This is a genomic window from Providencia sp. PROV252, from assembly GCF_033676005.1.
Classification (GTDB): domain Bacteria; phylum Pseudomonadota; class Gammaproteobacteria; order Enterobacterales; family Enterobacteriaceae; genus Providencia; species Providencia vermicola.
In genome coordinates this window covers 4,169,109-4,193,199 of sequence record NZ_CP096294.1, presented here as the reverse complement: position 1 = coordinate 4,193,199, position 24,091 = coordinate 4,169,109, and the positions used below count along the sequence as shown (strand labels likewise).

The window sequence follows — 24,091 nt, the reverse complement described above, 5'->3', positions numbered from 1 at the left end:
ATGTTGATGAGAGGATCTCATGAAGAAAAAAGCAGTTTCTGAGTTTCATGTTGATACACAAGTGACCCAGCTTGGAAGAGACCCTGCGAAGCAATCAGGGTTCGTGAATGCCCCAGTTTATCGTGGTTCGACGGTGGTGTTCCCAACGGTTGATGCCTTAATCAACGATAGAGCCGAATTTAACTACGGTACAGCGGGCACGCCAACCATTAAGCAACTTGAACAGGCGTGGTCTGTTCTCGCAGGGGCAGAGGGGACGGTGTTGTCACCGTCAGGATTAGGAGCAATAGTCCTAGCCTTGTTAACGACACTGAAATCGGGTGATCACCTACTGATGCCAGACAGTGTTTATCGGCCAACCCGTAAGTTTTGCCACGGGTTATTGGATAAAATGGGGATTGAGACCACTTATTACGATCCGATGATCGGTACAGAGATTGAAACACTTGTGCAGCCAAATACCAGCACCATTTTTTTAGAGTCTCCAGGTTCTCAAAGTTTTGAAATTCAAGATGTTCCTGCGATTGTTGATGTTGCGAAACGGCATAATATTGCCACCATCATCGATAACACATGGGCAACACCGTTGTTTTTTAAAGCGCATGAACTGGGCTGTGATATTTCACTCGAAGCAGGAACAAAATATTTAGGTGGTCACTCTGATTTGCTGATGGGGATTGTGTCTGCAAATCAAGCATGGTGGCCAAAACTACGTGAAACTTATGACTACATGGCGATGTTGCCTGGAGCGGAAGACTGTTTTCTGGCTTTACGTGGTATGAGAACGTTGCCTATTCGCTTAAAAGAAGCCCAAGAAAGAGCGCTAAATATTGCCCACTGGTTACAGCAACGCCCTGAAGTTATTCGAATTTTACACCCCGCATTTCCTGATTGTCCTGGGCATGAAATATGGAAAAGGGACTTTACAGGGTCATCAGGGTTATTTTCCATCGTGTTAGACCCGAAATACACCCAGACTGATATTGCGAACATGTTAGATGGGCTATCCATTTTTGGTATGGGCTACTCATGGGGTGGTTTTGAAAGCTTAATTATTCCATTTAATTGCGCTGAATACCGTACAGTCACACATTGGGAGCCAGGTGGCCCAACACTGCGACTTCAGATTGGTTTAGAAAATCTGGATGATTTAAAGCAGGATCTGTCTGACGGTTTTGCGCGTATGAAATAATATTTTCTTTATTGAGTAATGATAAAAAGATAAAGCCGTGGATCAATAAAGTTATTATTCACGGCTTTATAACTATTTTCATTCGATTTTAATCTTCCATTGGTGTTTTTTCTCTCACTTTCCTTTCTAATAAATTACCTGTTATCGGGTCGTAATATCGGCTTGGCCAGATTTCAGATGGGTGAATTCCTAAAAAATTGGCAATAATCCATTCTCCTTTAGGCCATGGACGTGAAAGGGCATTCGCGAGAGTTGAAGAGCTCAGCCCTGCTTCACGTGAAATAGCAGCAAGTGTTGTTCCACGCTTACGTAATGCTGCGATGATGTCTGCTGGGTGCCAGTCTGACTTCCGTAAAATCATTTTTTAGTCCTTTTTTCATTCAGAATCATGTAGAGTTAATGGTACGAGTAACGGGATATTGTGATACATTCAATACAATCTCCCTGTTATTGGAAATAAAATAACAGAAATTTTCCAAAATAATTTCTGGTTTTTTCTAAAAATTCTATTTTATGAAACTATCGTGGTTTTTGTGAAATTAAATGGAAAGTTAGAATTAATAACTGTGAATTAAGATAAAACTTTGAAAATAAAACTAACTCTTTCGAGTTAGTATTGGGAATGGCGTATTTACTGTTACCCGTTACTTGTATTGGTAATATATCTAAATTACTCAACAAAATTACTTAAATTATTAGCGAGTAAATTATTTAATTGTCTGTTATTAAAAGAAATTAAAATGCAAATAACATATATGATTTGTATATTATTATTTCCTGTTATTAATAAAATGAATGATTTAACTGTTTTTAAGAAAGTATAGATAGTTTTCAGCAACTGAAAGTGCGTTGTCATCAGGACTAGGAGGGTCAGTATGTACAAGGAATGGCTAACAGCAAAAGAGTTAGTTGGGTTGCAAGGGCTTCCAATGACGACTCAGGGTATTAATGCCATGGCTAGGCGTGAAAATTGGACTTGCCGCAAAAGGAAAGGTATCCAAGGAAAAGCGTTGGAATACCACATTAGTTCGATATCGATAGATATTTTTGACGGTCAATTTGTTAGCGAAGCTTTGCCAAGCTATCAGGTAAAACGAAATGACAATTCGTTTATTTGGCAAGAAGCTTATAACCAACTCTCTAATGATGAGCGTGAGGTGATCTTGGCATTCATTATACGGGAAGGGGCTTTAGCACTAATTGATTTAATTAATAAAAAGTCGTTTACAAATACTTAAGTTGTGAATAATTAATTATATAAAAATAATATTATATTCAGTCTAAATCTTTTTTAACAGATGACGATTCGGTAAAGCTGCAATAGCAGGTTTCATAATATAAGCGTGAAAGTGAAGATATGAAAAAATTGTGGTTCACTGCGAAAGAGCTCGCAGGGCTAGAAGGACTGCCAACCTCGCCACAGGGTGTTAACCTGATGGCAAGAAGAGAGGGCTGGAAACATCGGCGAAAGCGAGGTGTCCAAGGTAAAGCTGTTGAATATTATATTGAAAGCCTACCAGGAGAGATCCAAGGCCAATTAAGCTTATGCGAGCCGTCAGTGCCTTATCAAAGCCAAAGAACAGATGCATTACAGATCTGGTCAGAAGCTTATTATCAACTGACAGAGACTGAACGTAATAAAATCGTAAAATACATTTTGCGTTATGGTCTATCTTCACTACTTGCACAGATAGCTGAAGACGAAAAAGGGGAAAAATAATTTTCCCCTTTTCTTAAACAGCCTATAGCGAGTTTTAGGAATGACGTTGGATGGCGATGTGAGCAAGTCCAATTAAAGCTTCTTTATAAATAGAATCATCAATGACATTTAGCGCATTAATCGCTTTTTGTACTTCTTCTTGTGCACGAATATAAGTGTACTCAAGTGAGCCACAGCGCTTCATCGTTGCTAAAACGGTCTCTAACAAATGGCGGCCGTTACCTTGTTCTATCGCTTGGCGAATCAATGCTGATTCTTCTTCATTCCCATTTTGCATGGCGTGAAGAAGAGGAAGCGTGGGCTTACCTTCATCAAGGTCATCACCTGTATTTTTGCCTAACTGGGCGTTATTAGCATCGTAATCCAGTAAATCATCGATCAGCTGGAAGGCTGTGCCGATATAACGACCATAATCTTGTAATGCTTTTTCTTGCTCAGGTGTTGCATTCGCTAAAATAGCGGATGCATGAGCCGCTGCTTCAAACAAACGTGCTGTTTTGCTGTAGATCACCTGCATATAGTTTTCTTCAGTAATATTAGGATCATTGCAGTTCATGAGTTGTAAAACTTCACCTTCTGCAATCACGTTAGTGGCTTCGGACATGAGTTTAAGGACTCGCATCGAATCAAGATCCGTCATCATTTGGAAGGATCGTGTATAAATAAAGTCACCCACCAATACACTTGCAGCGTTACCAAACACGGCATTTGCGGTTTGTTTTCCACGACGCATGTCCGATTCATCAACAACATCATCATGCAATAATGTTGCGGTATGGATGAACTCGATCAATGCTGCGACTTGGGTATGTTTATGCCCCGCGTAGCCTAAGGATCTTCCTGCCAGTATCGCGATCATTGGGCGGATCCTTTTGCCTCCACCACTGACAATGTAATAACCAAGCTGGTTAATTAGTGCAACATCTGAATTCAATTGACTGAGGATGGCTTTGTTTACTGCTGACATATCCTCAGTTGTTAGTTCAATAATAGATTCTAAATTCATCGTAATTTATTCATATTATTAGTTTTTGGTTCATTCCCTGAATAACAAAATGGGAGACCGAATAGAACACTTATACCATTAGCATAACATTATTAATAATAAGATTATCAGGTGTGATGCAAAAAATGTTTAAATAAGTAACAATTTGAGTAATTAGTACCAAATCAGTACTAAAAAGAGGTTGTTGAGAAAAAAGTCGTATTTTTTGTCATCTAACCGCATTATTGGCTTGTGTTCTGATGCTTTTTTGCGTAGAATTCGCGCCCTATTGTGAATATTTTATAGCGTGCTCTGGAATTGAAATATTTAGCGAGTACGCGGAAAGCGGAGTTAATATGTACGCGGTTTTCCAAAGTGGTGGTAAACAACACCGAGTTAGCGAAGGTCAAACTGTCCGCCTAGAAAAGCTGGACATCGCAACAGGTGAAACTGTTGAATTTGATCAAGTTTTAATGGTTGCTAATGGCGATGAGATCCAAATCGGCGCTCCTGTCGTTGAAGGCGTTAAAGTGAAAGCGGAAGTGGTTGCACACGGTCGTGGCGAGAAAGTAAAAATCGTCAAATTCCGTCGTCGTAAACATAGCCGTAAACAACAGGGTCATCGTCAGTGGTTCACTGATGTTAAGATCACTGTCATCGCTTAAGATTTAGGAGAGCAGATTAATGGCACACAAAAAGGCTGGTGGTTCGACTCGTAACGGTCGTGACTCAGAAGCAAAACGTTTAGGTGTTAAGCGTTTTGGTGGTGAAGCTGTATTAGCAGGTAGCATCATCGTTCGTCAACGTGGTACTAAGTTCCACGCAGGTAACAACGTAGGTTGTGGCCGTGACCACACTCTGTTCGCATTAGCGGATGGTAAAGTGAAATTTGAAGTTAAAGGTCCTAACAATCGTAAATTTATCAGCATCGAAGCTGAATAAGTTTTCTGATCTTTAATTCAGACTTAAAGCCCTGCAAAACTTTTTGCGGGGCTTTTTATATTCAGATATTTGATCTTTAATGAACTACACACATATTAAAGATACACCATCTCTGAGTAGAACAGCCATCCAGCGTTATGCGGCTCAGAAGCGGAGAGAGAAATATGAAATTTGTAGATGAAGCCAAAATATTGGTCGTGGCAGGAGATGGTGGCAATGGTTGTGTCAGCTTCCGCCGTGAAAAATATATCCCGAAAGGGGGGCCAGACGGTGGTGACGGTGGCGATGGTGGGGATGTTTACTTACAAGCAGACGAAAACCTCAACACGTTAATCGATTACCGTTTTGAAAAATCATTCCGTGCAGAACGTGGTCAAAATGGCCAAAGCCGTGAATGTACAGGTAAACGTGGTCAAGATATCACAGTGAAGGTGCCCGTCGGTACGCGTGTACGCGATCTTGGCACTAATGAAGTACTTTGTGATATGACGCGCCATGAACAGCGCCACATGGTCGCTAAGGGCGGTTTCCATGGCCTTGGGAATACTCGCTTTAAATCATCAGTAAACCGTGCTCCACGCCAACGTACTATGGGTACGAAAGGTGAGACTCGCGAAATACTGTTAGAATTGATGCTGTTAGCAGATGTTGGGATGTTGGGAATGCCTAATGCAGGGAAGTCCACATTCATTCGTTCTGTCTCCGCGGCAAAACCAAAAGTGGCAGATTATCCGTTTACCACATTAGTACCAAGCCTAGGCGTGGTGCGTATGGACAACGAACAAAGCTTCGTTGTCGCGGATATTCCTGGGTTGATCGAAGGCGCTGCGGAAGGTGCAGGGCTTGGGATCCAATTCCTAAAACATTTAGAACGTTGCCGCGTCTTGCTGCACCTGATCGATATTTGCCCGATCGATGAGTCAGATCCTGTTGAAAATGCGCAGATCATCATCAGCGAATTAGAAAAATACAGTGAAAAATTGGCAGCGAAACCACGTTGGTTAGTCTTCAATAAGATTGATATCTTAGGCGAAGAAGAATCTGCAATACGTGCAGCCGAAATTGCCAAAGCAATGGGCTGGGAAGATAAATTCTACATGATTTCAGCGGTTAACCATGAAGGTGTGAAAGCACTGTGCTGGGATATCATGGAATTTATGAATACTCAACCTCGTGATATGGCAACGACTGAAGATGTCCAACAGCCAGAGAAAGTCGAGTTTATGTGGGATGATTACCACAAAGAGCAACTTTCAGGTGCTGAAGACGTTGACGATGACTGGGATGATGATTGGGATGAAGATGACGATGAAGGTGTCGAAATCATTTACCAAAAATAATTTATCTTAGAAATACAAAAAGGCGCAAAAGCGCCTTTTTTAATGAATGAAACTTAGCAATTAGTTGTTTTTATACAGGTCTTTATATAACCGGCTCTCGAAACGAACTAATGGTACTCGGCGGCTACGTTGCTGGCTTTGTGGAACCGCATAAGCAGAGATAAACTGCACAAATGCAACGCGTTGCCCGCTCGCGGTGGTAATAAAGCCTGCGAGGTTATACACCCCTTGTAATGCACCTGTTTTCGCTGAAACTTTTCCATTTACGCCTGCTTCATCGAAGCCTCCACGGTAGCGTAATGTGCCATCATGTCCAGCGAGAGGGAGCATGGAAATGAAATCAAGTTGTTGATCATTTTTGGCTATAAACTGAAGGATCTCCATCATCGTTGCTGGCGTGATCAAGTTATGGCGCGAAAGCCCAGATCCATCCACCATCACTGTATTACCAAGGTCGATCCCTGCCTTTTGTTTTAACACTTGTCTAACAGCATCGGATCCTGATCGCCATGTACCTGGAACGCCATAATATTCGCGACCAATCGTCCGAAAAACAGTATCGGCGATCATATTGTCAGATTTTTTAAGCATCACCTTGAGTAAATCATGAAGAGGCTTAGATTCCGTTTTAACCAACACTTGTGACTGTGTGGTTGGCTGCGTGCGTTTTTTCACATTACCAGTCAGTTCAATACCCGCAGTTTTTAATTCATTTTTGACAATCGCCCCTGAATAGCTCGCCCCATTTTGTACGGCAAAAGCAAGGGGAAGTGGTTCACTACGTTGAGTCAGGCAGCCTGTTAGTGTATAGCGGTTTAACTCCCCAGGTACGACGTCCAACTCACAGTAGCGCGCCTCAGGTGAGCCTTTAGCGAGCGTTTTGACCTCACTAAACATATTCACAGGGTAAAAATTGGCAGTTTTGATAAACGCCATATCGCCAGCACGCTCAGCAGGGTAAAGGGAAACAGAAAAACAGTTTCGGTCAATAATTGCGGCTGCTGGAGGAGCACTAAAACACTGAGTCATATCATTCCACACCCAGCCAGGTGCTTTATCGTGGCTAGCGAATGCAGAAATATCGACAATTAAGTCCCCGTCAACTTTATGGATCCCAATTTGTTTCAATGCATTCGCCATATTGCGAATTTGTTGGCGGGTCAGTGTTGGGTCGCCACTAAAGCGAATGACTAAATCCCCCGACAATGTATTATTATTCAATTTGGCGCTGGTTTCGAAATTGGTGACAAAACGGTAATCAGGCCCTAATTGCAATAAGGCGGCGAGTGCAGTAACCACTTTTTGTGTACTTGCAGGGAGCGCCATTTGTTGTGCGTTATAATCAATTAATGGGGTGTTACTTCCCACTTTCTGCGCAACCAGAGCGAGGTTAGTGCCGTCTGGCAGGTGTTGCTTGTACTCATCAATGGGGATAGCAAGAACTTGACTACTGGCTAAGGTAATCCCGAAAGTGAGTATCCATTTTCTGGTTAAGTTAAGTAATGACATAGATTTCACGCATTAAAGTGGACATACTGCACATACTAAAGTGTAATGCCTTATAAAGTAAACGATGACCCGTTATTAAGTCTCAGTTAAAATAACGTACATTATGATAAGATAAATGAGTACATGAGTCTGATTGAGTTATTTACTTGGAGCCCCCTGGTATTCAGAGGTGCTCGGTGTACTGTTGTTACAAAATCAGGAAGATACTTGTTTTTAGATAGGATTGAAACCGAGGTATTTATTAATGAAACAGATCCCGATGACGGTATTTGGTGCGGACAAACTAAGAGAGGAACTTGAGTTCCTGAAATCGGTCCGCCGTCCAGAAATCATTGCGTCAATCGCTGAAGCGCGTGAACATGGTGATTTAAAAGAAAATGCGGAATATCATGCAGCTCGTGAGCAGCAAGGCTTTTGTGAAGGCCGTATTCAAGAAATCGAAGGGAAACTTTCACACGCACAAGTCATTGATGTGACCAAAATGGTCAACAATGGCCGTGTAATTTTCGGTGCAACAGTAACGGTATTGAATGTTGATACTGATGAAGAGCTGACGTATCGTATTGTGGGTGATGACGAAGCGGATATCAAAGTGAATTTAATTTCTGTTAACTCACCAATAGCGCGTGGTTTGGTTGGGAAAGAGGTCGATGACGTGGTCTCAATCAAAACCCCAGGCGGAGACGTTGAGTTCGAAATTCTTAAAGTTGAGTATATCTGATTCCTATTTCCCTGAATTAGCTATATTATTTCCCTGATTTAACGAAAAAGGCCGCAGGCGGCCTTTTTCTTCATATAAAACGTGCTTTCAATGGCATTTTTATATAAATGATGGGTTATTATTTAGGTAAAATGATTTTGCGATCTGCCGACGGGCGATAGATAACAAGAATTTTACCGATAATTTGTACATTTACTGCACCAGTTTCGCGAACAATCGCATCAGCGATCAAATTTTTAGTATCACGATCTTCGCCTGCGATTTTGACTTTGATAAGCTCATGATGTGCTAGTGAGATTTCAATCTCAGCCAAGACACCTTCGGTTAATCCGTTGTTGCCAATCATAACAACAGGGTTTAAGTGGTGAGCGAGACTTTTAAGGTGCTGAATTTGTTTTTTATTAAGATTCATCGATTTTTTGCTTGGTTAGTATTGAAAATGGCTTATTCTACCGCCATCTGATATCTATCACCATCAATTATATCTGTTCGATGGTAAAGAAGCAGCAATATCGTTGTAGATCTTTTAGTATAGTTGGAAAGCACAATGGCCAATAAAAAACGTTCGGCAAGCTCAAGTCGCTGGTTGCAAGAGCATTTTAGTGATAAATATGTTCAGCAAGCACAAAAGAAAGGGTTACGCTCACGTGCATGGTTTAAACTGGAGGAAATCCAGCAAGGTGATAAAATTTTTAAACCAGGTATGACCGTTGTTGATTTAGGTGCCGCCCCAGGGGGTTGGTCACAATACGTTGTTAGTCAAATAGGTCATAATGGTCGAGTGATTGCATGTGACTTATTACCGATGGACCCAATCGTTGGCGTGGATTTCCTTCAAGGGGATTTTCGTGACGAAGCAGTGCTCGCCGCTTTGCTCGAACGAGTTGGCGACAAAAAAGTACAGGTGGTCATGTCTGACATGGCGCCAAATATGAGTGGGACACCGGCTGTTGATATTCCTCGCTCTATGTATCTAGTTGAATTAGCATTGGATATGTGCCGTGCAGTATTGGCACCTGGAGGAAGTTTCATTGTCAAAGTGTTTCAGGGAGAAGGCTTTGATGACTACCTTAGGGATATCCGTTCCCTGTTTACGAAAGTAAAAGTTCGTAAACCTGAATCTTCGCGGGCTCGATCGCGTGAAGTATACATTGTAGCGACAGGACTAAAACTATAGTACCCTGAGCGTTATTTGTTAACACAGTTGTAATATGAGGTTAATCCCTTGAGTGACATGGCGAAAAACCTGATTCTCTGGTTAGTCATCGCAGTTGTTCTGATGTCCTTGTTCCAGAGTTTTGGCCCAAGCGATTCGAATAGTCGCAGAGTTGATTATTCTACGTTTATCAATGAGTTAGCCCAGGATCAGGTACGTGAAGTTCGTATCACAGGTCGTGAATTGAACGTCAGAAAGGCTGATAATAGCCGCTATACAACTTATCTTCCTATGCAGGACGAGAAGCTGTTAGACACCATGCTGAATAAGCATGTGACTGTCGTTGGTGAACCACCAGAAGAACCTAGCTTACTGACATCTATTTTCATTTCCTGGTTCCCAATGCTTCTGTTGATTGGTGTCTGGATTTTCTTTATGCGCCAAATGCAAGGTGGCGGCGGCAAAGGGGCAATGTCATTCGGCAAAAGTAAAGCCCGCATGCTGACAGAAGATCAGATCAAAACAACATTTGCAGACGTTGCTGGGTGTGACGAAGCCAAAGAAGAAGTGGGTGAGATAGTCGAGTTCCTGCGTGAACCCGCTCGCTTCCAAAAACTGGGTGGTAAAATTCCTAAAGGCGTCCTGATGGTAGGCCCTCCAGGTACAGGTAAAACCTTACTTGCGAAAGCTATCGCAGGCGAAGCAAAAGTGCCATTCTTCACTATTTCGGGGTCCGATTTCGTCGAAATGTTCGTGGGTGTGGGTGCTTCTCGTGTTCGTGATATGTTCGAACAAGCGAAAAAAGCAGCGCCTTGTATCATCTTTATTGATGAAATCGATGCCGTGGGTCGTCAACGTGGTGCTGGTTTAGGTGGTGGTCACGATGAGCGTGAACAAACCCTGAACCAGATGCTGGTTGAGATGGACGGCTTCGAAGGCAACGAAGGGATTATTGTTATCGCGGCAACTAACCGTGCAGACGTTCTTGACCCAGCGTTATTACGTCCAGGTCGTTTTGACCGTCAAGTTGTGGTTGGTTTACCAGACGTACGTGGCCGTGAACAAATTCTGAAAGTGCATATGCGTCGTGTGCCTATCGACCCAAGCGTAGACACATTCATTCTTGCGCGTGCAACACCAGGTTTCTCTGGTGCTGAATTAGCAAACTTGGTTAACGAAGCAGCTCTGTTTGCGGCTCGTGCAAATATGCGTGTCGTTTCCATGGTTGAATTTGAAAAAGCGCGTGACAAAATTTGGATGGGTGCAGAGCGTCGTTCTCTGATGATGACCGAAGAGCAAAAAGAATCAACGGCTTACCACGAAGGTGGCCATATGATTATCGGTCATTTGATGCCAGAACATGACCCTGTTCATAAAGTAACTATCGTTCCTCGTGGTCAAGCGTTAGGTGTGGCATTCTTCTTACCAGAAGGTGATGAAGTGAGCCGTAGCCGCTTGAAACTCGAAGGTATGATTGCAACAGCTTATGCAGGTCGTATTGCTGAAGAACTGATTTACGGTCGTGAAAAAGTCACCACAGGTGCTTCTTCCGATATTCAGTTTGCCACCAATACAGCACGTAACATGGTCACGCAGTGGGGCTTCTCAGACCGTTTAGGCCCAATGCAATACTCGAAAGAAGAAGGTCCTGCATTCTTAGGTCGTTCTTCTGGTAATGGTTCAGGAATTTCTGATGAAACAGCGCGTATTGTCGATGAAGAAATCAAGAAAATCTTAGATCACTGTTACCAATTGGCATACAAAACATTGGAAGACAATATTGATATTCTGCATGCAACGAAAGATGCATTACTGAAATATGAAACTATCGATATGCCAATGATTGATGATTTAATGAATCGTCGTCCAGTACGTGAACCTGCGGGTTGGGATGAGGACAAAAAAGTCAGCAATGTGACAGGAACATTTGGTAAAGGTCCATCAAATGTTGAGAAAACAGCTGAAAAACCTCAATCTGAAGAACCACAGAACAGTGCTGAAGAGCCAAGTAATAATTCTGGTGAATCAAACCCATCAGATAATAACGATAACAAGCCACAATAAGCTGTCGTTAAAATAAATCATAAAGCCCCAGTTCGCTGGGGTTTTTTTCGTTAAGGAAAAATAAATATGCATATCAAAGCCAGAGGCCGCCTCCTTGACTTATCTACTGTGCAAGTGATGGGGATTTTGAATGTTACTCCTGATTCATTTTCAGATGGTGGCACCCATAATCTTTATCATGATGCGCTAGAGCATGTTGCTAAAATGGTACAAGAAGGTGCAACGATTATCGATATCGGTGGCGAATCAACACGCCCTGGTGCCGCTGAGGTATCAGTGAATGAAGAATTAGACCGTGTTGTTCCTGTTGTGGAAGCCATTGCTAAGCAGTTTGATGTATGGATTTCTGTTGATACTTCGAAAGCGCAAGTCATGGCTGAAGCAGCAAAAGCAGGTATGCATATCATTAATGATATTCGTTCACTTCATGAACCAGACGCATTACGCGTGGCGGCGCAAACGGGGTTGCCCGTGTGCATTATGCATATGCAAGGTCAGCCAAGAACGATGCAAGAAGCACCTAATTATGAAAATGTGGTACACGAAGTACAAACCTATCTTGAAGGCGAAATTGCCCGTTGTATGGCCGCGGGAATTGAGCGGCAGCAAATAATCCTTGATCCAGGCTTTGGATTTGGGAAGAACTTGTCGCATAATTACCAATTATTGGCAAACTTAGAACAATTTCATAATTTCGGACTACCGCTATTGGCAGGGATGTCACGTAAATCTATGATTGGACAATTATTGAATGTTCCACCGCAAGAACGCCTCGCGGGCAGCCTCTCTTGTGCAGTGATTGCAGCAATGCAAGGGGCACATATCATTCGTGTCCATGATGTGAAAGAAACCGTACAAGCGATGCAAGTGGTACAGATGACTCTGTCAGAAAAGGAAAAATAAGCGTATGAGCTCTCGTAAATATTTTGGTACTGATGGTATTCGTGGCAAAGTGGGTGACAGCCCAATTACCCCTGATTTTGTTTTAAAATTAGGTTGGGCTGCAGGAAAAGTGCTAGCTCGTCACGGTTCACGTAAGATTATCATCGGTAAAGATACGCGTATTTCTGGCTATATGTTGGAGTCTTCCTTAGAAGCAGGTTTAGCTGCCGCGGGTTTATCGGCCTCTTTTACGGGTCCAATGCCAACCCCTGCTGTTGCTTATTTGACTCGTACTTTCCGCGCTGAAGCGGGGATTGTTATTTCGGCTTCTCATAATCCTTATTATGATAATGGCATTAAATTTTTCTCTATTGATGGGACAAAACTTCCTGATGAAGTAGAGGAAGCTATTGAAGCCGAAATGGAAAAACCGATTACTTGTGTTGAATCTGCCGAATTAGGCCGTGCAAACCGTATCGTGGATGCGGCGGGGCGTTACATCGAATTCTGTAAAGGGACGTTCCCGAACGAACAAAGTCTCTCTAGCTTAAAAATTGTCATCGACTGCGCAAATGGGGCGACTTACCATATTGCACCAAACGTATTTCGCGAATTAGGTGCTGAAGTTATCACGATTGGTTGCGATCCAAACGGTATCAATATCAACGAAGAATGTGGTGCAACAGATGTTCGCCAGTTGCAACAAAAAGTGTTAGAAGAAAAAGCCCATGTTGGCTTAGCGTTTGATGGTGATGGTGACCGTATTATTATGGTTGACCACCTCGGCGAAAAAGTTGATGGCGACCAGATCCTCTTTATTGTTGCTCGTGAAGCACTACGCCAAGGTCAATTAAAAGGCGGTGTTGTTGGTACATTGATGAGTAATATGGGGTTAGAAATCGCCCTGAAACAGCTTGGCATTCCATTTGAACGTGCAAAAGTGGGTGACCGCTATGTACTCGAAAAACTACAGGAAAAAGGCTGGCGCATGGGGGCTGAAAACTCAGGCCACGTGATTTTGCTGGATAAAACGACTACAGGTGACGGGATCGTTGCGGGTTTACAGGTGCTGAGCGCCATGGTTCGCAATCATATGAGCCTTCACGACTTGTGCAGCGGTATGAAATTATTGCCACAGGTGTTAGTCAACGTACGCTTTAAAGGTAAGCACGATCCTTTGCAAAGTGATGCCGTGGTTGCTGCTAATGAAGAAGTTGAAAAACAATTGGCAGGCAAAGGCCGTGTATTGCTGAGAAAATCAGGAACTGAACCGTTAATTCGCGTCATGGTTGAAGGCGAAAATGAAGCTGATGTCACTGCGATGGCAAATCGTATTGCTGATGCGGTAAAAGCGGCAGGTTAATTGCGGTTAAGTTAGGTTGAGTAATATTTCACTGATTTGTTGTTTTTTTCTGCAAATAAGCAAATGAGCTCAAAATAGACTTGCTTGTCGGCTCAGCTTTGGTTAGTATTCGCACCTGCTCAATCCTGTAAGGGCTTTCCTTTATCGCAGTGAATGAGTAGGTGTGCAGTAATAGAGGTCATAGCAAAGGCTATGCACCGCAACTGAATAGGTAACTCAAATGTACGTAGCTCTTTTAATTATCCTCTTGATAGCAGCTATCAGCCTGATTAGTCTGATTATGTTACAGCAAGGTAAAGGTGCTGACATGGGTGCATCATTCGGTGCGGGCGCTTCTGCAACACTGTTTGGTTCATCGGGTTCAGGTAACTTCATGACCCGTATGACTGGAATCTTGGCTGCTGTGTTTTTCATCGTCAGTTTAATACTTGGCAACATGACTGCGAATAAGTATGGAACTGGTAGTGGTAGTAAGTGGGAAAACATTAGTGAACCTACAAAAGTCGAGCAACCAACAGACGTTCCGGCAGCACCAGCTACACCAACGAGCGACATTCCTCGTTAAGTGTTAAAGATTCCGAATGAAGGCAATTATGCCATCATTAAGCAGTAAACTCAGAAATGAGTAAGAAGTTAAAAATTTGAGGTTATTGATGTCCCATTGGTAACCTCGCCTCAGTGCCGAGGTGGTGAAATTGGTATACACGCTACCTTGAGGTGGTAGTGCCTACAAAACGGGCGTACGGGTTCAAGTCCCGTCCTCGGCACCATTATTTTAGATAGCTTGTGATTTACAGGTTATCTGTGTAGAATATGTCACGTTTTCGAACGCGGGATGGAGCAGCTTGGTAGCTCGTCGGGCTCATAACCCGAAGGTCGTTGGTTCAAATCCAGCTCCCGCAACCATTTCTTATTTAACATACCTTGTTAGTATCATAGTCAATAACAGTTATCCGATGTAGTCATCATGCAGTAATAAGGTTTATTATCAAACCTAGCGCTCAAATTTCTCATCGATTTCTCTAGACTTTAAAGGTATAATAAGAACATGGTGAACCCGTGCACTACAGGGTCCAGTTACAAAAGCCCCGAATTTCGGGGTTTTTTGTTATTTGACAATCGAATTAACTGGGCTATATGCCCTTTTTTTATGTCTGGGGGTGGGCTTGTCCACATTAGAACAGAAATTAACAGAGATGATTTCAGCACCGGTGGAGGCACTAGGCTTTGAATTTGTTGGCTTAGAGTTTGTCCGTGGTCGCACATCGACACTGCGTGTCTTCATCGATAGTGAAGAAGGCATCACTGTTGATGATTGTGCTGATGTCAGCCATCAGGTGAGTGCGGTATTGGACGTCGAAGACCCAATTTCCGTGATTTATAACCTGGAAATATCGTCACCAGGGCTTGAACGCCCATTATTCACCGTTGCTCACTATGAGCGTTTTATCGGTGAAGAGGTTGCTCTGGCTTTACGTATAGCGATGCAGAACCGCCGTAGATGGCAAGGTATTATCAAATCCGTAGACGGTGAAATGATTACGGTTACTGTAGATGGTAAGGATGAGGTGTTCGCCCTCGGCAACATCCAGAAAGCTAACTTGGTACCCCACTTTTAATAAAGTTCAATGAGGCAACTAGGATGAATAAAGAAATTCTGGCTGTTGTAGAAGCGGTTTCTAACGAAAAATCCCTCCCTCGTGAAAAAATCTTCGAGGCTCTGGAAACTGCATTAGCGACGGCGACCAAAAAGAAATACGAGCAAGAAATCGATGTCCGTGTTGAAATTGACCGTAAATCAGGTGATTTCGACACTTTCCGTCGTTGGTTAATTGTTGATGAAGTGACAATGCCAACGCGTGAAATCACGTTAGAGGCAGCACAATTTGAAGATCCAGAACTGCAATTAGGCGGTTATGTTGAAGATCAAATTGAATCTGTTGTGTTCGACCGTATTACGACGCAAACAGCAAAACAAGTTATCGTACAGAAAGTACGTGAAGCAGAACGTGCGATGGTTGTTGACCAATTCCGTGAGCATCAAGGTGAAATCATCACCGCTCAAGTGAAGAAAGTTAACCGTGAAAACATCACATTAGACTTAGGTAACAATGCTGAAGCGGTTATTTTGCGTGAAGATATGTTGCCACGTGAAAACTTCCGTCCAGGTGACCGCATCCGCGGAGTCCTGTATGATGTACGTCCTGAAGCTCGTGGCGCACAACTTTTCGTTACGCGTTCTCGCCCTGAAATGCTGGTTGAATTATTCCGTATTGAAGTGCCAGAAATTGGCGAAGAAATTATTGAAATTAAAGCTGCCGCGCGTGATCCAGGTTCTCGTGCCAAAATCGCAGTAAAAACCAACGATAAGCGTATTGACCCAGTGGGTGCTTGTGTTGGTATGCGTGGTGCGCGAGTTCAAGCCGTTTCAAGTGAATTAGGCGGCGAGAGAATTGATATTGTGTTATGGGATGATAACCCAGCTCAATTCGTTATTAATGCAATGGCTCCGGCTGATGTTGCATCTATCGTAGTCGATGAAGACAAATGTACGATGGATGTTGCCGTAGAAAGCAGCAACTTAGCCCAAGCAATTGGACGTAACGGACAAAACGTGCGTTTAGCGGCTCAGTTACTGAAGAAACACCGTGGTGATGACAAATGGGAACTCAACGTCATGACCGCAGAAGAGCTGCAAGCAAAACATCAGGCAGAAGCACACGCTTCTATTGACACATTCACCAAGCATCTTGATATTGATGAAGAGTTCGCCACTGCACTTGTTGAAGAAGGCTTCTCGACGTTAGAAGAACTGGCTTACGTGCCTATTAATGAACTTCTGGAAATTGACGGTCTTGATGAAGATACCGTTGAAGTTCTACGTGAAAGAGCGAAAGCGGCCCTCACCACCATTGAATTGGCTCAAAAAGAGAGTCTTGGTGATAATCAGCCAGCAGAAGAATTGTTGAATCTTGAAGGTATGGATCGTACTCTGGCCTATAATTTGGCAACTCGTGGTATCTGTACACTGGAAGATCTTGCTGAGCAGGGCATCGACGACCTGATTGATATTGAAGGTCTGGATAATGAGAAAGCAGGTACGCTCATTATGGCCGCACGTAATATTTGCTGGTTCGGTAACGATGCGTAAACACTGTAGCAGGAAGGAACGGCATGACAGAAACTGTAAAATCATTGGCAACGGAAATTCAAACTACTGCTGATCGCCTGGTACAGCAATTTGCTGAAGCAGGGATCACAAAAAGTGAGAATGACTCTGTTAGTCAGTCTGAAAAAGAAGCTTTACTGAACCACTTAAACCGTGAACAAGGCGGAGCAGCGGGTCAGCCAAGCAAATTGACACTACAGCGTAAAACTCGTAGTACGCTGAGCGTCCCCGTCACCGGTGGCAAAAGCAAATCGGTAAATGTTGAAGTCCGCAAAAAACGCACTTATGTGAACCGTGATGCTGAAGAAGCTAAAGCGGAAGAACAGGCGCAGCGTGAAGCGGAAGAGCAGGCACAGCGCGAAGCTGAAGAACTGGCACAACGTGAAGCACAAGCTAAACGTTTAGCAGAAGAGACTGCAAAACGCGAAGCGGATGAATTGGCAAAACGTGACGCCCAAGAGAAAGCAAAACGTGAAGCAGCAGATAAAGCGACGCGCGAAGTAGCGGAAAGAGAAAAAGTGAAACCAAGCGAAAATCAACAAAAAGCAGGCAAAGCGCCAGAAAGCAATGCCGACAAACAACGCCGTGAAGCCGAAGCTGCGGAATTAAAACGCAAAGCGGAAGAAGAAACTCAGCGTAAAGTTGAAGCAGAAGCGCGCCGCGTTGCTGAAGAAGCTCGTAAAATGGCTGAAGAAAACGGCGAAAAATGGACGGCTGAAACGAAAACTGAAGAAGACAGTGATTATCACACAACCACCTCTACGCACGCTCGTGCTGCAGAAGATGAAAGTGATGAGAAAGAAGAAGGCCGTCGTTCACGTAACCGTACAGCGAAAGCACCTCGTCAGAAAAAAGGTAACAAACTTTCTGAGAAAGCTGATCGCGAAGAAGAGCGTGCAGCAGGTCGTTCTGGTCGTACGAAAGGTAAACAGCGTAAAGGGAGTTCTTTACAGCAAAGCTTTACTAAACCAGCCGCTGCCGTAAACCGCGATGTCATTATCGGTGAAACCATTACTGTTGGCGAATTGGCTAACAAAATGGCGGTTAAAGGTTCTCAAGTCATCAAAACCATGATGAAGATGGGTGCAATGGCAACCATCAACCAAGTTATTGACCAAGAAACTGCACAATTAGTGGCAGAAGAAATGGGTCATAAAGTTATTCTGCGTCGTGAGAACGAGTTAGAAGAATCGGTAATGAATGACCGTGACACTGGCTCTGCGGCACAAGAACCACGTGCACCCGTTGTGACCATCATGGGTCACGTTGACCACGGTAAAACCTCTTTACTTGACTACATTCGTTCAACGAAAGTGGCATCAGGTGAAGCGGGTGGTATTACTCAGCACATTGGTGCTTACCACGTTCAAACTGACAAAGGTATGATTACCTTCCTAGACACCCCAGGTCACGCCGCGTTTACATCTATGCGTGCTCGTGGTGCTCAGGCAACAGATATCGTTGTTCTGGTTGTTGCAGCGGACGATGGCGTAATGCCACAAACTATCGAAGCTATCCAACACGCGAAAGCAGCGGGTGTGCCGATCGTTGTTGCTGTGAACAAAATTGATAAGCCAGAAGCTGATATTGACCGCGTAAGAAATGAACTGTCTCAGTACGGTGTTATTTCTGAAGAGTGGGGCGGCGACACTCAATTTATCGGTGTCTCTGCGAAAGTGGGTACTGGTATTGACGATTTACTTGATGCGCTGTTACTGCAAGCAGAAGTTTTAGAGCTGAAAGCGGTTTATACAGGCATGGCAAGCGGTGTGGTTGTTGAGTCATACTTAGACAAAGGTCGTGGCCCAGTGGCAACAATCCTTGTTCAAGAAGGGACTCTGAATAAAGGTGACATCGTACTTTGTGGATTTGAATATGGCCGTATTCGTGCAATGCGCAACGAACTCGGTAAAGATGTTCAATCTGCAGGTCCATCAATGCCTGTTGAGATTTTAGGTCTGTCTAGCGTTCCTTCTGCTGGTGACGAAGCGACTGTTGTTCGTGACGAGAAAAAAGCGCGTGAAGTTGCTCTGTATCGTCAAGGTAAATTCCGTGATGTTAAATTAGCACGTCAGCAGAAATCTAAACTGGAAAACATGTTTGCTAACATGGAAGATGGTAAAGTTTCTGAACTGAACATCGTACTGAAAACGGATGTTCAAGGTACGTGTGAAGCGATCACTGACTCTCTGATGAAACTGTCAACAGATGAAGTTAAAGTGAAAATCATCGGTTCTGGCGTTGGTGGTATCACCGAAACAGATGCAACACTGGCTGCGGCATCTAATGCAATTATCCTTGGCTTTAACGTTCGTGCAGATGCATCGGCTCGTCGCGTCATCGAAAGTGAAAGCGTTGATTTACGTTACTACTCCGTCATCTATAGTCTGATTGATGAAATCAAACAAGCGATGAGCGGTATGCTGGCGCCTGAATACAAACAGCAAATCATTGGACTTGCAGAAGTTCGTGATGTGTTTAAATCACCGAAGTTTGGTGCAGTTGCTGGTTGTATGGTTACAGAAGGTACCATTAAACGTAACAACCCAATCCGTGTCCTGCGTGATAACGTGGTTATCTACGAAGGTGAGTTAGAATCTCTGCGTCGCTTTAAAGATGATGTCAGTGAGGTTCGTAACGGTATGGAATGTGGTATCGGCGTTAAGAACTACAACGACGTCCGCGTCGGCGATATGATCGAAGTCTTCGAAGTCATTGAAGTTAAACGTTCTATCGACGGTTAATTTTGTGAGAGCCCACGAAGTATCGTGACTACAAAATAGTGTTAATAAGGGGGCGATTGCCCCCTTTATTGTCAGGAGACATAACGATGGCAAAAGAATTCAGTCGTTCTCAGCGCGTTGCGCAAGAGATGCAAAAAGAAATTGCGATCATTTTACAACGTGAGATTAAAGACCCACGTATTGGCATGGCGACCGTTTCAGGTGTCGAATTATCTCGCGACCTTGCATACGGTAAAGTCTTTGTCACTTTCTTCAATATCGCTAATGATAAAAGCGAAGAGGAAATGGTGGCAGATGGTATTAAAGCATTAAATGAAGCCGCTGGTTTTATTCGTTCGTTAATTGGGAAAGCAATGCGCTTACGTATTATTCCTGAATTAACGTTTGAATATGACAACTCCCTTGTTGATGGCATGCGGATGTCTAATTTAGTGTCAAACGTGATCCGTGATGATGAAAAACGTCGTGCGGATGTTAGTGATAAAGAGGAAAAATAATGGGGCGTCGTCGTAGCGGCCGTAATATTGACGGCGTAGTGCTGCTGGATAAACCCACGGATATTTCTTCAAATGATGCGCTGCAAAAAGTGCGGCGCTTTTTTAATGCTAACAAGGCTGGACACACGGGGGCACTAGACCCACTTGCGACAGGTATGCTGCCTGTTTGCCTTGGTGAAGCAACGAAATTTTCCCAATTTTTACTCGATTCAGATAAGCGTTATCGCGTGATTGCTCGTCTTGGGCAACGTACTGACACGTCGGATTCACACGGCGAAATTATCAGTGAGCGTAACGTAGAGTTTACACAGCAGCAACTGGATGATGCCTTAGAATTTTTCCGTGGTGATACATTGCAAGTTCCTTCAATGTATTCGGCGTTGAAACACCAAGGTCGTCCATTATATGAATATGCACGTAAAGGCATTACTGTCGAACGTGAAGCGCGTCCAATTACCGTCTATGAATTACTGTTTATTCGTTTAGAAAATAATGAGTTAGAACTTGAAGTTCATTGTTCGAAAGGCACGTATATTCGCACTATCATTGATGATTTAGGTGAGATGTTAGGTTGTGGTGCGCATGTCACTTATTTGCGTCGATTACAAGTGGCGAACTACCCTTACGAACGCATGGTAACATTAGAACAATTGGCGGCATTGAGAGCGAAAGTGGATGCAGAAGAAGGGTCATTTGAATCCTTGCTGGATGCCTTATTGCTACCGATGGATACCGCAGTTGTTCATTTTCCCGCGGTGAATATTACAGAGGAAACAGCGGCTTATTTCAAGCAGGGGCAACCTGTGCGAGCTGCAGTTCAAGGCCTTGAAGCTGGTTGCATGATTCGTGTCACCTGTGGTGAAGAGCAACGGTTTATTGGTATTGCGCTTATCAGCGAAGATGGCCGCCTTGCACCGAAGCGTTTGGTCGTGGAAAATGAACAATCCGCATAGTGGCTCTTATTGCTTTGCGGCGTTAAGCAGCGTAGAATAGCGGCGCTTAATCTTGAGATGCTAAATTAGAGATTGGCTCTCATCACTTACATTAATCATTTTGGAGTTTATTATGTCTCTAAGTAATGAAGCGAAAGCTAAAATCGTTGCTGAGTTCGGCCGCGGTGAAAATGACACTGGTTCAAGCGAAGTTCAAATCGCTCTGCTGACTGCACAAATCAACCACCTGCAAAGCCACTTTGCAGAGCACAAAAAAGATCACCACAGCCGTCGTGGTCTGCTGCGTATGGTTGCTCAGCGTCGTCGCTTACAAGCTTACTTGAAAGGTAAAGATATCGCACGCTACACAGCTCTGATCGAGCGTCTGGGTCTGCGTCGTTAATCTTGTCAGTTTCAGAGGAAAGGGGCCAAATGGCCCCTTTTCTTCTAAAAGTTATTTTGAAAGTTGAAGTAATACTCGAATTGTACTTAACTTAAATGTTAAGCTATAAGTCGTAATTAACTGTTTTAGTATGCCTCTTCGCTACATCCGATTCGCGCGGCTAATGAGAACGTTGATGACTGGAATATCAATCTTCTCATTAGTCGCGAGGCTGTAGGAAGAATAAGCCAATGCTACCCGAGATGCTCAGGTAGCCTTACAAAAAGGGTATTATTGTGTTAAATCCTATTGTTCGTAAATTCCAGTACGGTCAACATACCGTCTCGATTGAAACAGGCATGATTGCTCGTCAAGCATCAGCCGCAGTTATGGTTAACATGGATGACACCGCAGTATTTGTGACTGCCGTGGCACAGAAAAAAGTTAAAGAAGGCCAAGATTTCTTCCCTTTAACGGTTAACTATCAAGAGCGTACTTACGCTGCTGGCCGTATCCCAGGGAGTTTCTTCCGCCGTGAAGGTCGTCCTGGTGAAGGTGAAACGTTAATCGCTCGTTTGATTGACCGTCCACTGCGTCCTCTGTTTCCAGAAGGTTTCTTGAACGAAATCCAAATTATTGCAACCGTTGTGTCTGTTAATCCACAAGTTAACCCAGATATCGTTGCGATGATCGGTGCATCTGCAGTATTAGCACTGTCAGGTGTTCCATTCAATGGCCCAATCGGTGCTGCGCGTGTTGGTTTTATCGATGACCAATATGTTCTGAACCCAACGGCTGATGAACTGAAAAAAAGCCGCTTAGATTTAGTCGTTGCAGGTACTGACAACGCAGTATTGATGGTTGAATCTGAAGCTGAGCTGTTAAGTGAAGAGCAAATGTTAGGTGCAGTGGTATTTGGCCATGACCAACAGCAAGTTGTTATTCAGAACATCAATGAATTAGTTAAAGAAGCGGGCAAAGAGAAATGGGATTGGCAGCCAGAGCCAGTTAACCAAGCCCTGCATGATCGCGTGGCTGCATTAGCAGAAAGCCGCATGGGTGATGCTTATCGTATCACTGAGAAACAAGAGCGTTACGCACAAGTTGATTTAATCAAAGAAGAAGTCACTGCAGTATTAGTTGCGGAAGACGAAAACGTTGATGTATCTGAAGTGTCAGATATTTTAGCTAACTTAGAAAAGCAAGTTGTTCGTACTCGTGTTATCCGTGGTGAGCCGCGTATCGATGGTCGCGAGAAAGACATGGTTCGTGCACTGGACGTTCGTACGGGTGTTTTACCACGTACTCACGGTTCCGCACTGTTTACGCGTGGTGAAACTCAGGCGCTGGTAACGGCAACTCTGGGTACTGAACGTGATGCGCAAGTTATCGACCAATTAATGGGCGAATACACTGATCGCTTCTTGTTCCACTACAACTTCCCTCCATACTCTGTTGGTGAAACAGGCATGGTAGGTTCACCTAAACGTCGTGAAATCGGTCATGGTCGTTTAGCGAAGCGTGGTGTGTTAGCGGTGATGCCAGATCACGCTGATTTCCCATACACAGTCCGTGTTGTTTCTGAAATTACTGAATCCAATGGTTCATCATCAATGGCGTCTGTTTGTGGTGCATCATTAGCACTGATGGATGCAGGTGTACCAATCAAAGCCGCTGTTGCTGGTATTGCAATGGGCCTGGTGAAAGAAGGTGACGATTTCGTTGTTCTGTCTGACATCTTAGGTGACGAAGACCACCTAGGTGATATGGACTTTAAAGTTGCAGGTAGCCGTGAAGGTATCAGTGCACTGCAAATGGACATCAAAATCGAAGGTATCACACGTGAAATCATGCAAGTTGCTCTGAACCAAGCAAAAGGTGCGCGTCTGCACATTCTTGGTACAATGGAACAAGCGATTAATGGTCCACGTGAAGAAATCTCTGAATTTGCACCACGCATTTATACAATCAAAATTAATGCAGACAAAATCAAAGATGTCATCGGTAAAGGTGGTTCAGTGATCCGTGCATTAACGGAAGAAACTGGCACAACGATTGAAATCGAAGATGATGGTACTGTGAAGATTGCAGCAACTGATGGCCTGAAAGCGAAAGAAGCAATTCGTCGTATTGAAGACATCACCGCTGAAGTTGAAGTTGGTCGCATTTACCCAGGTAAAGTGACGCGTATCGTTGATTTCGGTGCATTTGTTGCAATCGGTGGCGGTAAAGAAGGTTTGGTACATATTTCTCAAATCGCGGATAAACGCGTAGAGAAAGTGACTGATTACCTGCAAATGGGTCAAGAAGTTCCTGTTAAGGTATTAGAAATCGACCGTCAAGGCCGTATTCGCCTGAGCATGAAAGAAGCCGTTGCACCAACTGAAGAGTCAGGTGCACAGCCACAGGACTCAGCAGAGTAAGCTGACCTAAAAAACAGCACCCTACATTGTAGGGTGCTATCGGCCAATTGGCTGAAACCATAATTTGTAA

General features: G+C 43.7%; 23 protein-coding genes and 2 tRNA genes. 21 read left to right on the top strand and 4 right to left on the bottom strand.

Annotation, left to right across the window (positions count from 1 at the left end):
• The first annotated feature begins 19 nt into the window (after positions 1 to 19).
• Positions 20 to 1,192 carry a cystathionine beta-lyase gene (gene metC, locus M1F05_RS19350; RefSeq protein ID WP_206083211.1) on the top strand — a complete coding sequence of 391 codons (1,173 nt, stop codon included), beginning with the start codon at positions 20 to 22 and terminating at the stop codon, positions 1,190 to 1,192.
• 88 nt (positions 1,193 to 1,280) lie between these two features.
• On the opposite strand, the gene M1F05_RS19345 is transcribed toward metC, so the two are convergent.
• Positions 1,281 to 1,553, bottom strand: coding sequence for a helix-turn-helix domain-containing protein (locus M1F05_RS19345; RefSeq protein WP_206083213.1), 273 nt, complete (start codon positions 1,551 to 1,553; stop codon positions 1,281 to 1,283).
• A gap of 514 nt (positions 1,554 to 2,067) precedes the next feature.
• Between M1F05_RS19345 and M1F05_RS19340 the strand changes: the two genes are divergently transcribed.
• Together M1F05_RS19340 and M1F05_RS19335 are read left to right on the top strand one after the other, a co-directional pair.
• Positions 2,068 to 2,430 (top strand): DNA-binding protein, encoded by a 363-nt coding sequence (locus M1F05_RS19340; RefSeq protein ID WP_206083215.1) that lies wholly within the window; start codon positions 2,068 to 2,070, stop codon positions 2,428 to 2,430.
• Positions 2,431 to 2,549: 119 nt separating this feature from the next.
• On the top strand, positions 2,550 to 2,912 hold the full coding sequence (locus M1F05_RS19335) for a DNA-binding protein (RefSeq protein WP_206083217.1): 363 nt from the start codon (positions 2,550 to 2,552) through the stop codon (positions 2,910 to 2,912).
• Positions 2,913 to 2,946: 34 nt separating this feature from the next.
• On the opposite strand, the gene ispB is transcribed toward M1F05_RS19335, so the two are convergent.
• On the bottom strand, positions 2,947 to 3,918 hold the full coding sequence (gene ispB / locus M1F05_RS19330; protein WP_206083219.1) for an octaprenyl diphosphate synthase: 972 nt from the start codon (positions 3,916 to 3,918) through the stop codon (positions 2,947 to 2,949).
• A gap of 335 nt (positions 3,919 to 4,253) precedes the next feature.
• Here ispB and rplU point away from each other — a divergent pair, with 335 nt between their 5' ends.
• The 3 genes from rplU (at position 4,254) to cgtA (ending at position 6,179) form a co-directional block, all read left to right on the top strand.
• Complete coding sequence (gene rplU, locus M1F05_RS19325; RefSeq protein WP_004905925.1) at positions 4,254 to 4,562, top strand: 50S ribosomal protein L21; 309 nt, start codon at positions 4,254 to 4,256, stop codon at positions 4,560 to 4,562.
• A gap of 19 nt (positions 4,563 to 4,581) precedes the next feature.
• Positions 4,582 to 4,839, top strand: a complete 258-nt coding sequence (rpmA, locus tag M1F05_RS19320) for a 50S ribosomal protein L27 (RefSeq protein ID WP_004905922.1) — start codon at positions 4,582 to 4,584, stop codon at positions 4,837 to 4,839.
• Positions 4,840 to 5,003: 164 nt separating this feature from the next.
• Entirely contained in the window at positions 5,004 to 6,179 is a 1,176-nt protein-coding gene (gene cgtA / locus M1F05_RS19315) for an Obg family GTPase CgtA (RefSeq protein WP_206083221.1), read from the top strand.
• A 60-nt stretch (positions 6,180 to 6,239) separates the two neighbouring features.
• On the opposite strand, the gene dacB is transcribed toward cgtA, so the two are convergent.
• A complete protein-coding gene (gene dacB, locus M1F05_RS19310) occupies positions 6,240 to 7,688 on the bottom strand; it encodes a serine-type D-Ala-D-Ala carboxypeptidase (protein ID WP_206083223.1) in 1,449 nt (482 codons plus the stop codon).
• Positions 7,689 to 7,932: 244 nt separating this feature from the next.
• On the opposite strand from dacB, the gene greA reads away from it, so the two are divergent.
• Positions 7,933 to 8,409: a transcription elongation factor GreA gene (greA, locus tag M1F05_RS19305; RefSeq protein WP_206083224.1), complete on the top strand. Its 477-nt coding sequence runs from the start codon at positions 7,933 to 7,935 to the stop codon at positions 8,407 to 8,409.
• Positions 8,410 to 8,527: 118 nt separating this feature from the next.
• Here the strand turns inward: greA and yhbY are convergent, their stop codons facing one another.
• Positions 8,528 to 8,821 (bottom strand): ribosome assembly RNA-binding protein YhbY, encoded by a 294-nt coding sequence (yhbY, locus tag M1F05_RS19300; RefSeq protein WP_047755891.1) that lies wholly within the window; start codon positions 8,819 to 8,821, stop codon positions 8,528 to 8,530.
• Between the two features lie 135 nt (positions 8,822 to 8,956).
• Between yhbY and rlmE the strand changes: the two genes are divergently transcribed.
• From rlmE to pnp, 14 genes are all read left to right on the top strand, one after another.
• Positions 8,957 to 9,586, top strand: a complete 630-nt coding sequence (gene rlmE, locus M1F05_RS19295) for a 23S rRNA (uridine(2552)-2'-O)-methyltransferase RlmE (protein WP_004905912.1) — start codon at positions 8,957 to 8,959, stop codon at positions 9,584 to 9,586.
• 57 nt (positions 9,587 to 9,643) lie between these two features.
• Complete coding sequence (gene ftsH, locus M1F05_RS19290; protein WP_206083779.1) at positions 9,644 to 11,629, top strand: ATP-dependent zinc metalloprotease FtsH; 1,986 nt, start codon at positions 9,644 to 9,646, stop codon at positions 11,627 to 11,629.
• Between the two features lie 66 nt (positions 11,630 to 11,695).
• Positions 11,696 to 12,532 (top strand): dihydropteroate synthase, encoded by an 837-nt coding sequence (folP, locus tag M1F05_RS19285; protein WP_206083225.1) that lies wholly within the window; start codon positions 11,696 to 11,698, stop codon positions 12,530 to 12,532.
• Positions 12,533 to 12,536: 4 nt separating this feature from the next.
• Positions 12,537 to 13,874, top strand: coding sequence for a phosphoglucosamine mutase (gene glmM / locus M1F05_RS19280; protein WP_206083226.1), 1,338 nt, complete (start codon positions 12,537 to 12,539; stop codon positions 13,872 to 13,874).
• 220 nt (positions 13,875 to 14,094) lie between these two features.
• Positions 14,095 to 14,439 carry a preprotein translocase subunit SecG gene (gene secG / locus M1F05_RS19275; protein WP_206083227.1) on the top strand — a complete coding sequence of 115 codons (345 nt, stop codon included), beginning with the start codon at positions 14,095 to 14,097 and terminating at the stop codon, positions 14,437 to 14,439.
• Positions 14,440 to 14,554: 115 nt separating this feature from the next.
• A tRNA-Leu gene (locus tag M1F05_RS19270) sits at positions 14,555 to 14,644 on the top strand.
• Between the two features lie 59 nt (positions 14,645 to 14,703).
• Positions 14,704 to 14,780: transfer RNA gene (locus M1F05_RS19265), tRNA-Met, on the top strand.
• Between the two features lie 260 nt (positions 14,781 to 15,040).
• Entirely contained in the window at positions 15,041 to 15,493 is a 453-nt protein-coding gene (gene rimP, locus M1F05_RS19260; protein WP_206083228.1) for a ribosome maturation factor RimP, read from the top strand.
• Between the two features lie 23 nt (positions 15,494 to 15,516).
• On the top strand, positions 15,517 to 17,025 hold the full coding sequence (gene nusA, locus M1F05_RS19255) for a transcription termination factor NusA (protein WP_206083229.1): 1,509 nt from the start codon (positions 15,517 to 15,519) through the stop codon (positions 17,023 to 17,025).
• A gap of 23 nt (positions 17,026 to 17,048) precedes the next feature.
• The gene (gene infB / locus M1F05_RS19250) at positions 17,049 to 19,787 is read left to right on the top strand and encodes a translation initiation factor IF-2 (protein ID WP_206083231.1); all 2,739 of its coding nucleotides are present in this window, start codon (positions 17,049 to 17,051) and stop codon (positions 19,785 to 19,787) included.
• A gap of 86 nt (positions 19,788 to 19,873) precedes the next feature.
• Complete coding sequence (gene rbfA, locus M1F05_RS19245; protein WP_047755882.1) at positions 19,874 to 20,284, top strand: 30S ribosome-binding factor RbfA; 411 nt, start codon at positions 19,874 to 19,876, stop codon at positions 20,282 to 20,284.
• Positions 20,284 to 21,237, top strand: coding sequence for a tRNA pseudouridine(55) synthase TruB (gene truB, locus M1F05_RS19240; RefSeq protein ID WP_206083233.1), 954 nt, complete (start codon positions 20,284 to 20,286; stop codon positions 21,235 to 21,237). Before rbfA ends, truB begins: the two co-directional genes overlap by 1 nt.
• Positions 21,238 to 21,349: 112 nt before the next feature.
• Positions 21,350 to 21,619 carry a 30S ribosomal protein S15 gene (gene rpsO, locus M1F05_RS19235; RefSeq protein ID WP_004905890.1) on the top strand — a complete coding sequence of 90 codons (270 nt, stop codon included), beginning with the start codon at positions 21,350 to 21,352 and terminating at the stop codon, positions 21,617 to 21,619.
• Positions 21,620 to 21,894: 275 nt separating this feature from the next.
• Entirely contained in the window at positions 21,895 to 24,021 is a 2,127-nt protein-coding gene (gene pnp, locus M1F05_RS19230) for a polyribonucleotide nucleotidyltransferase (RefSeq protein ID WP_206083235.1), read from the top strand.
• Positions 24,022 to 24,091: the final 70 nt, after the last annotated feature.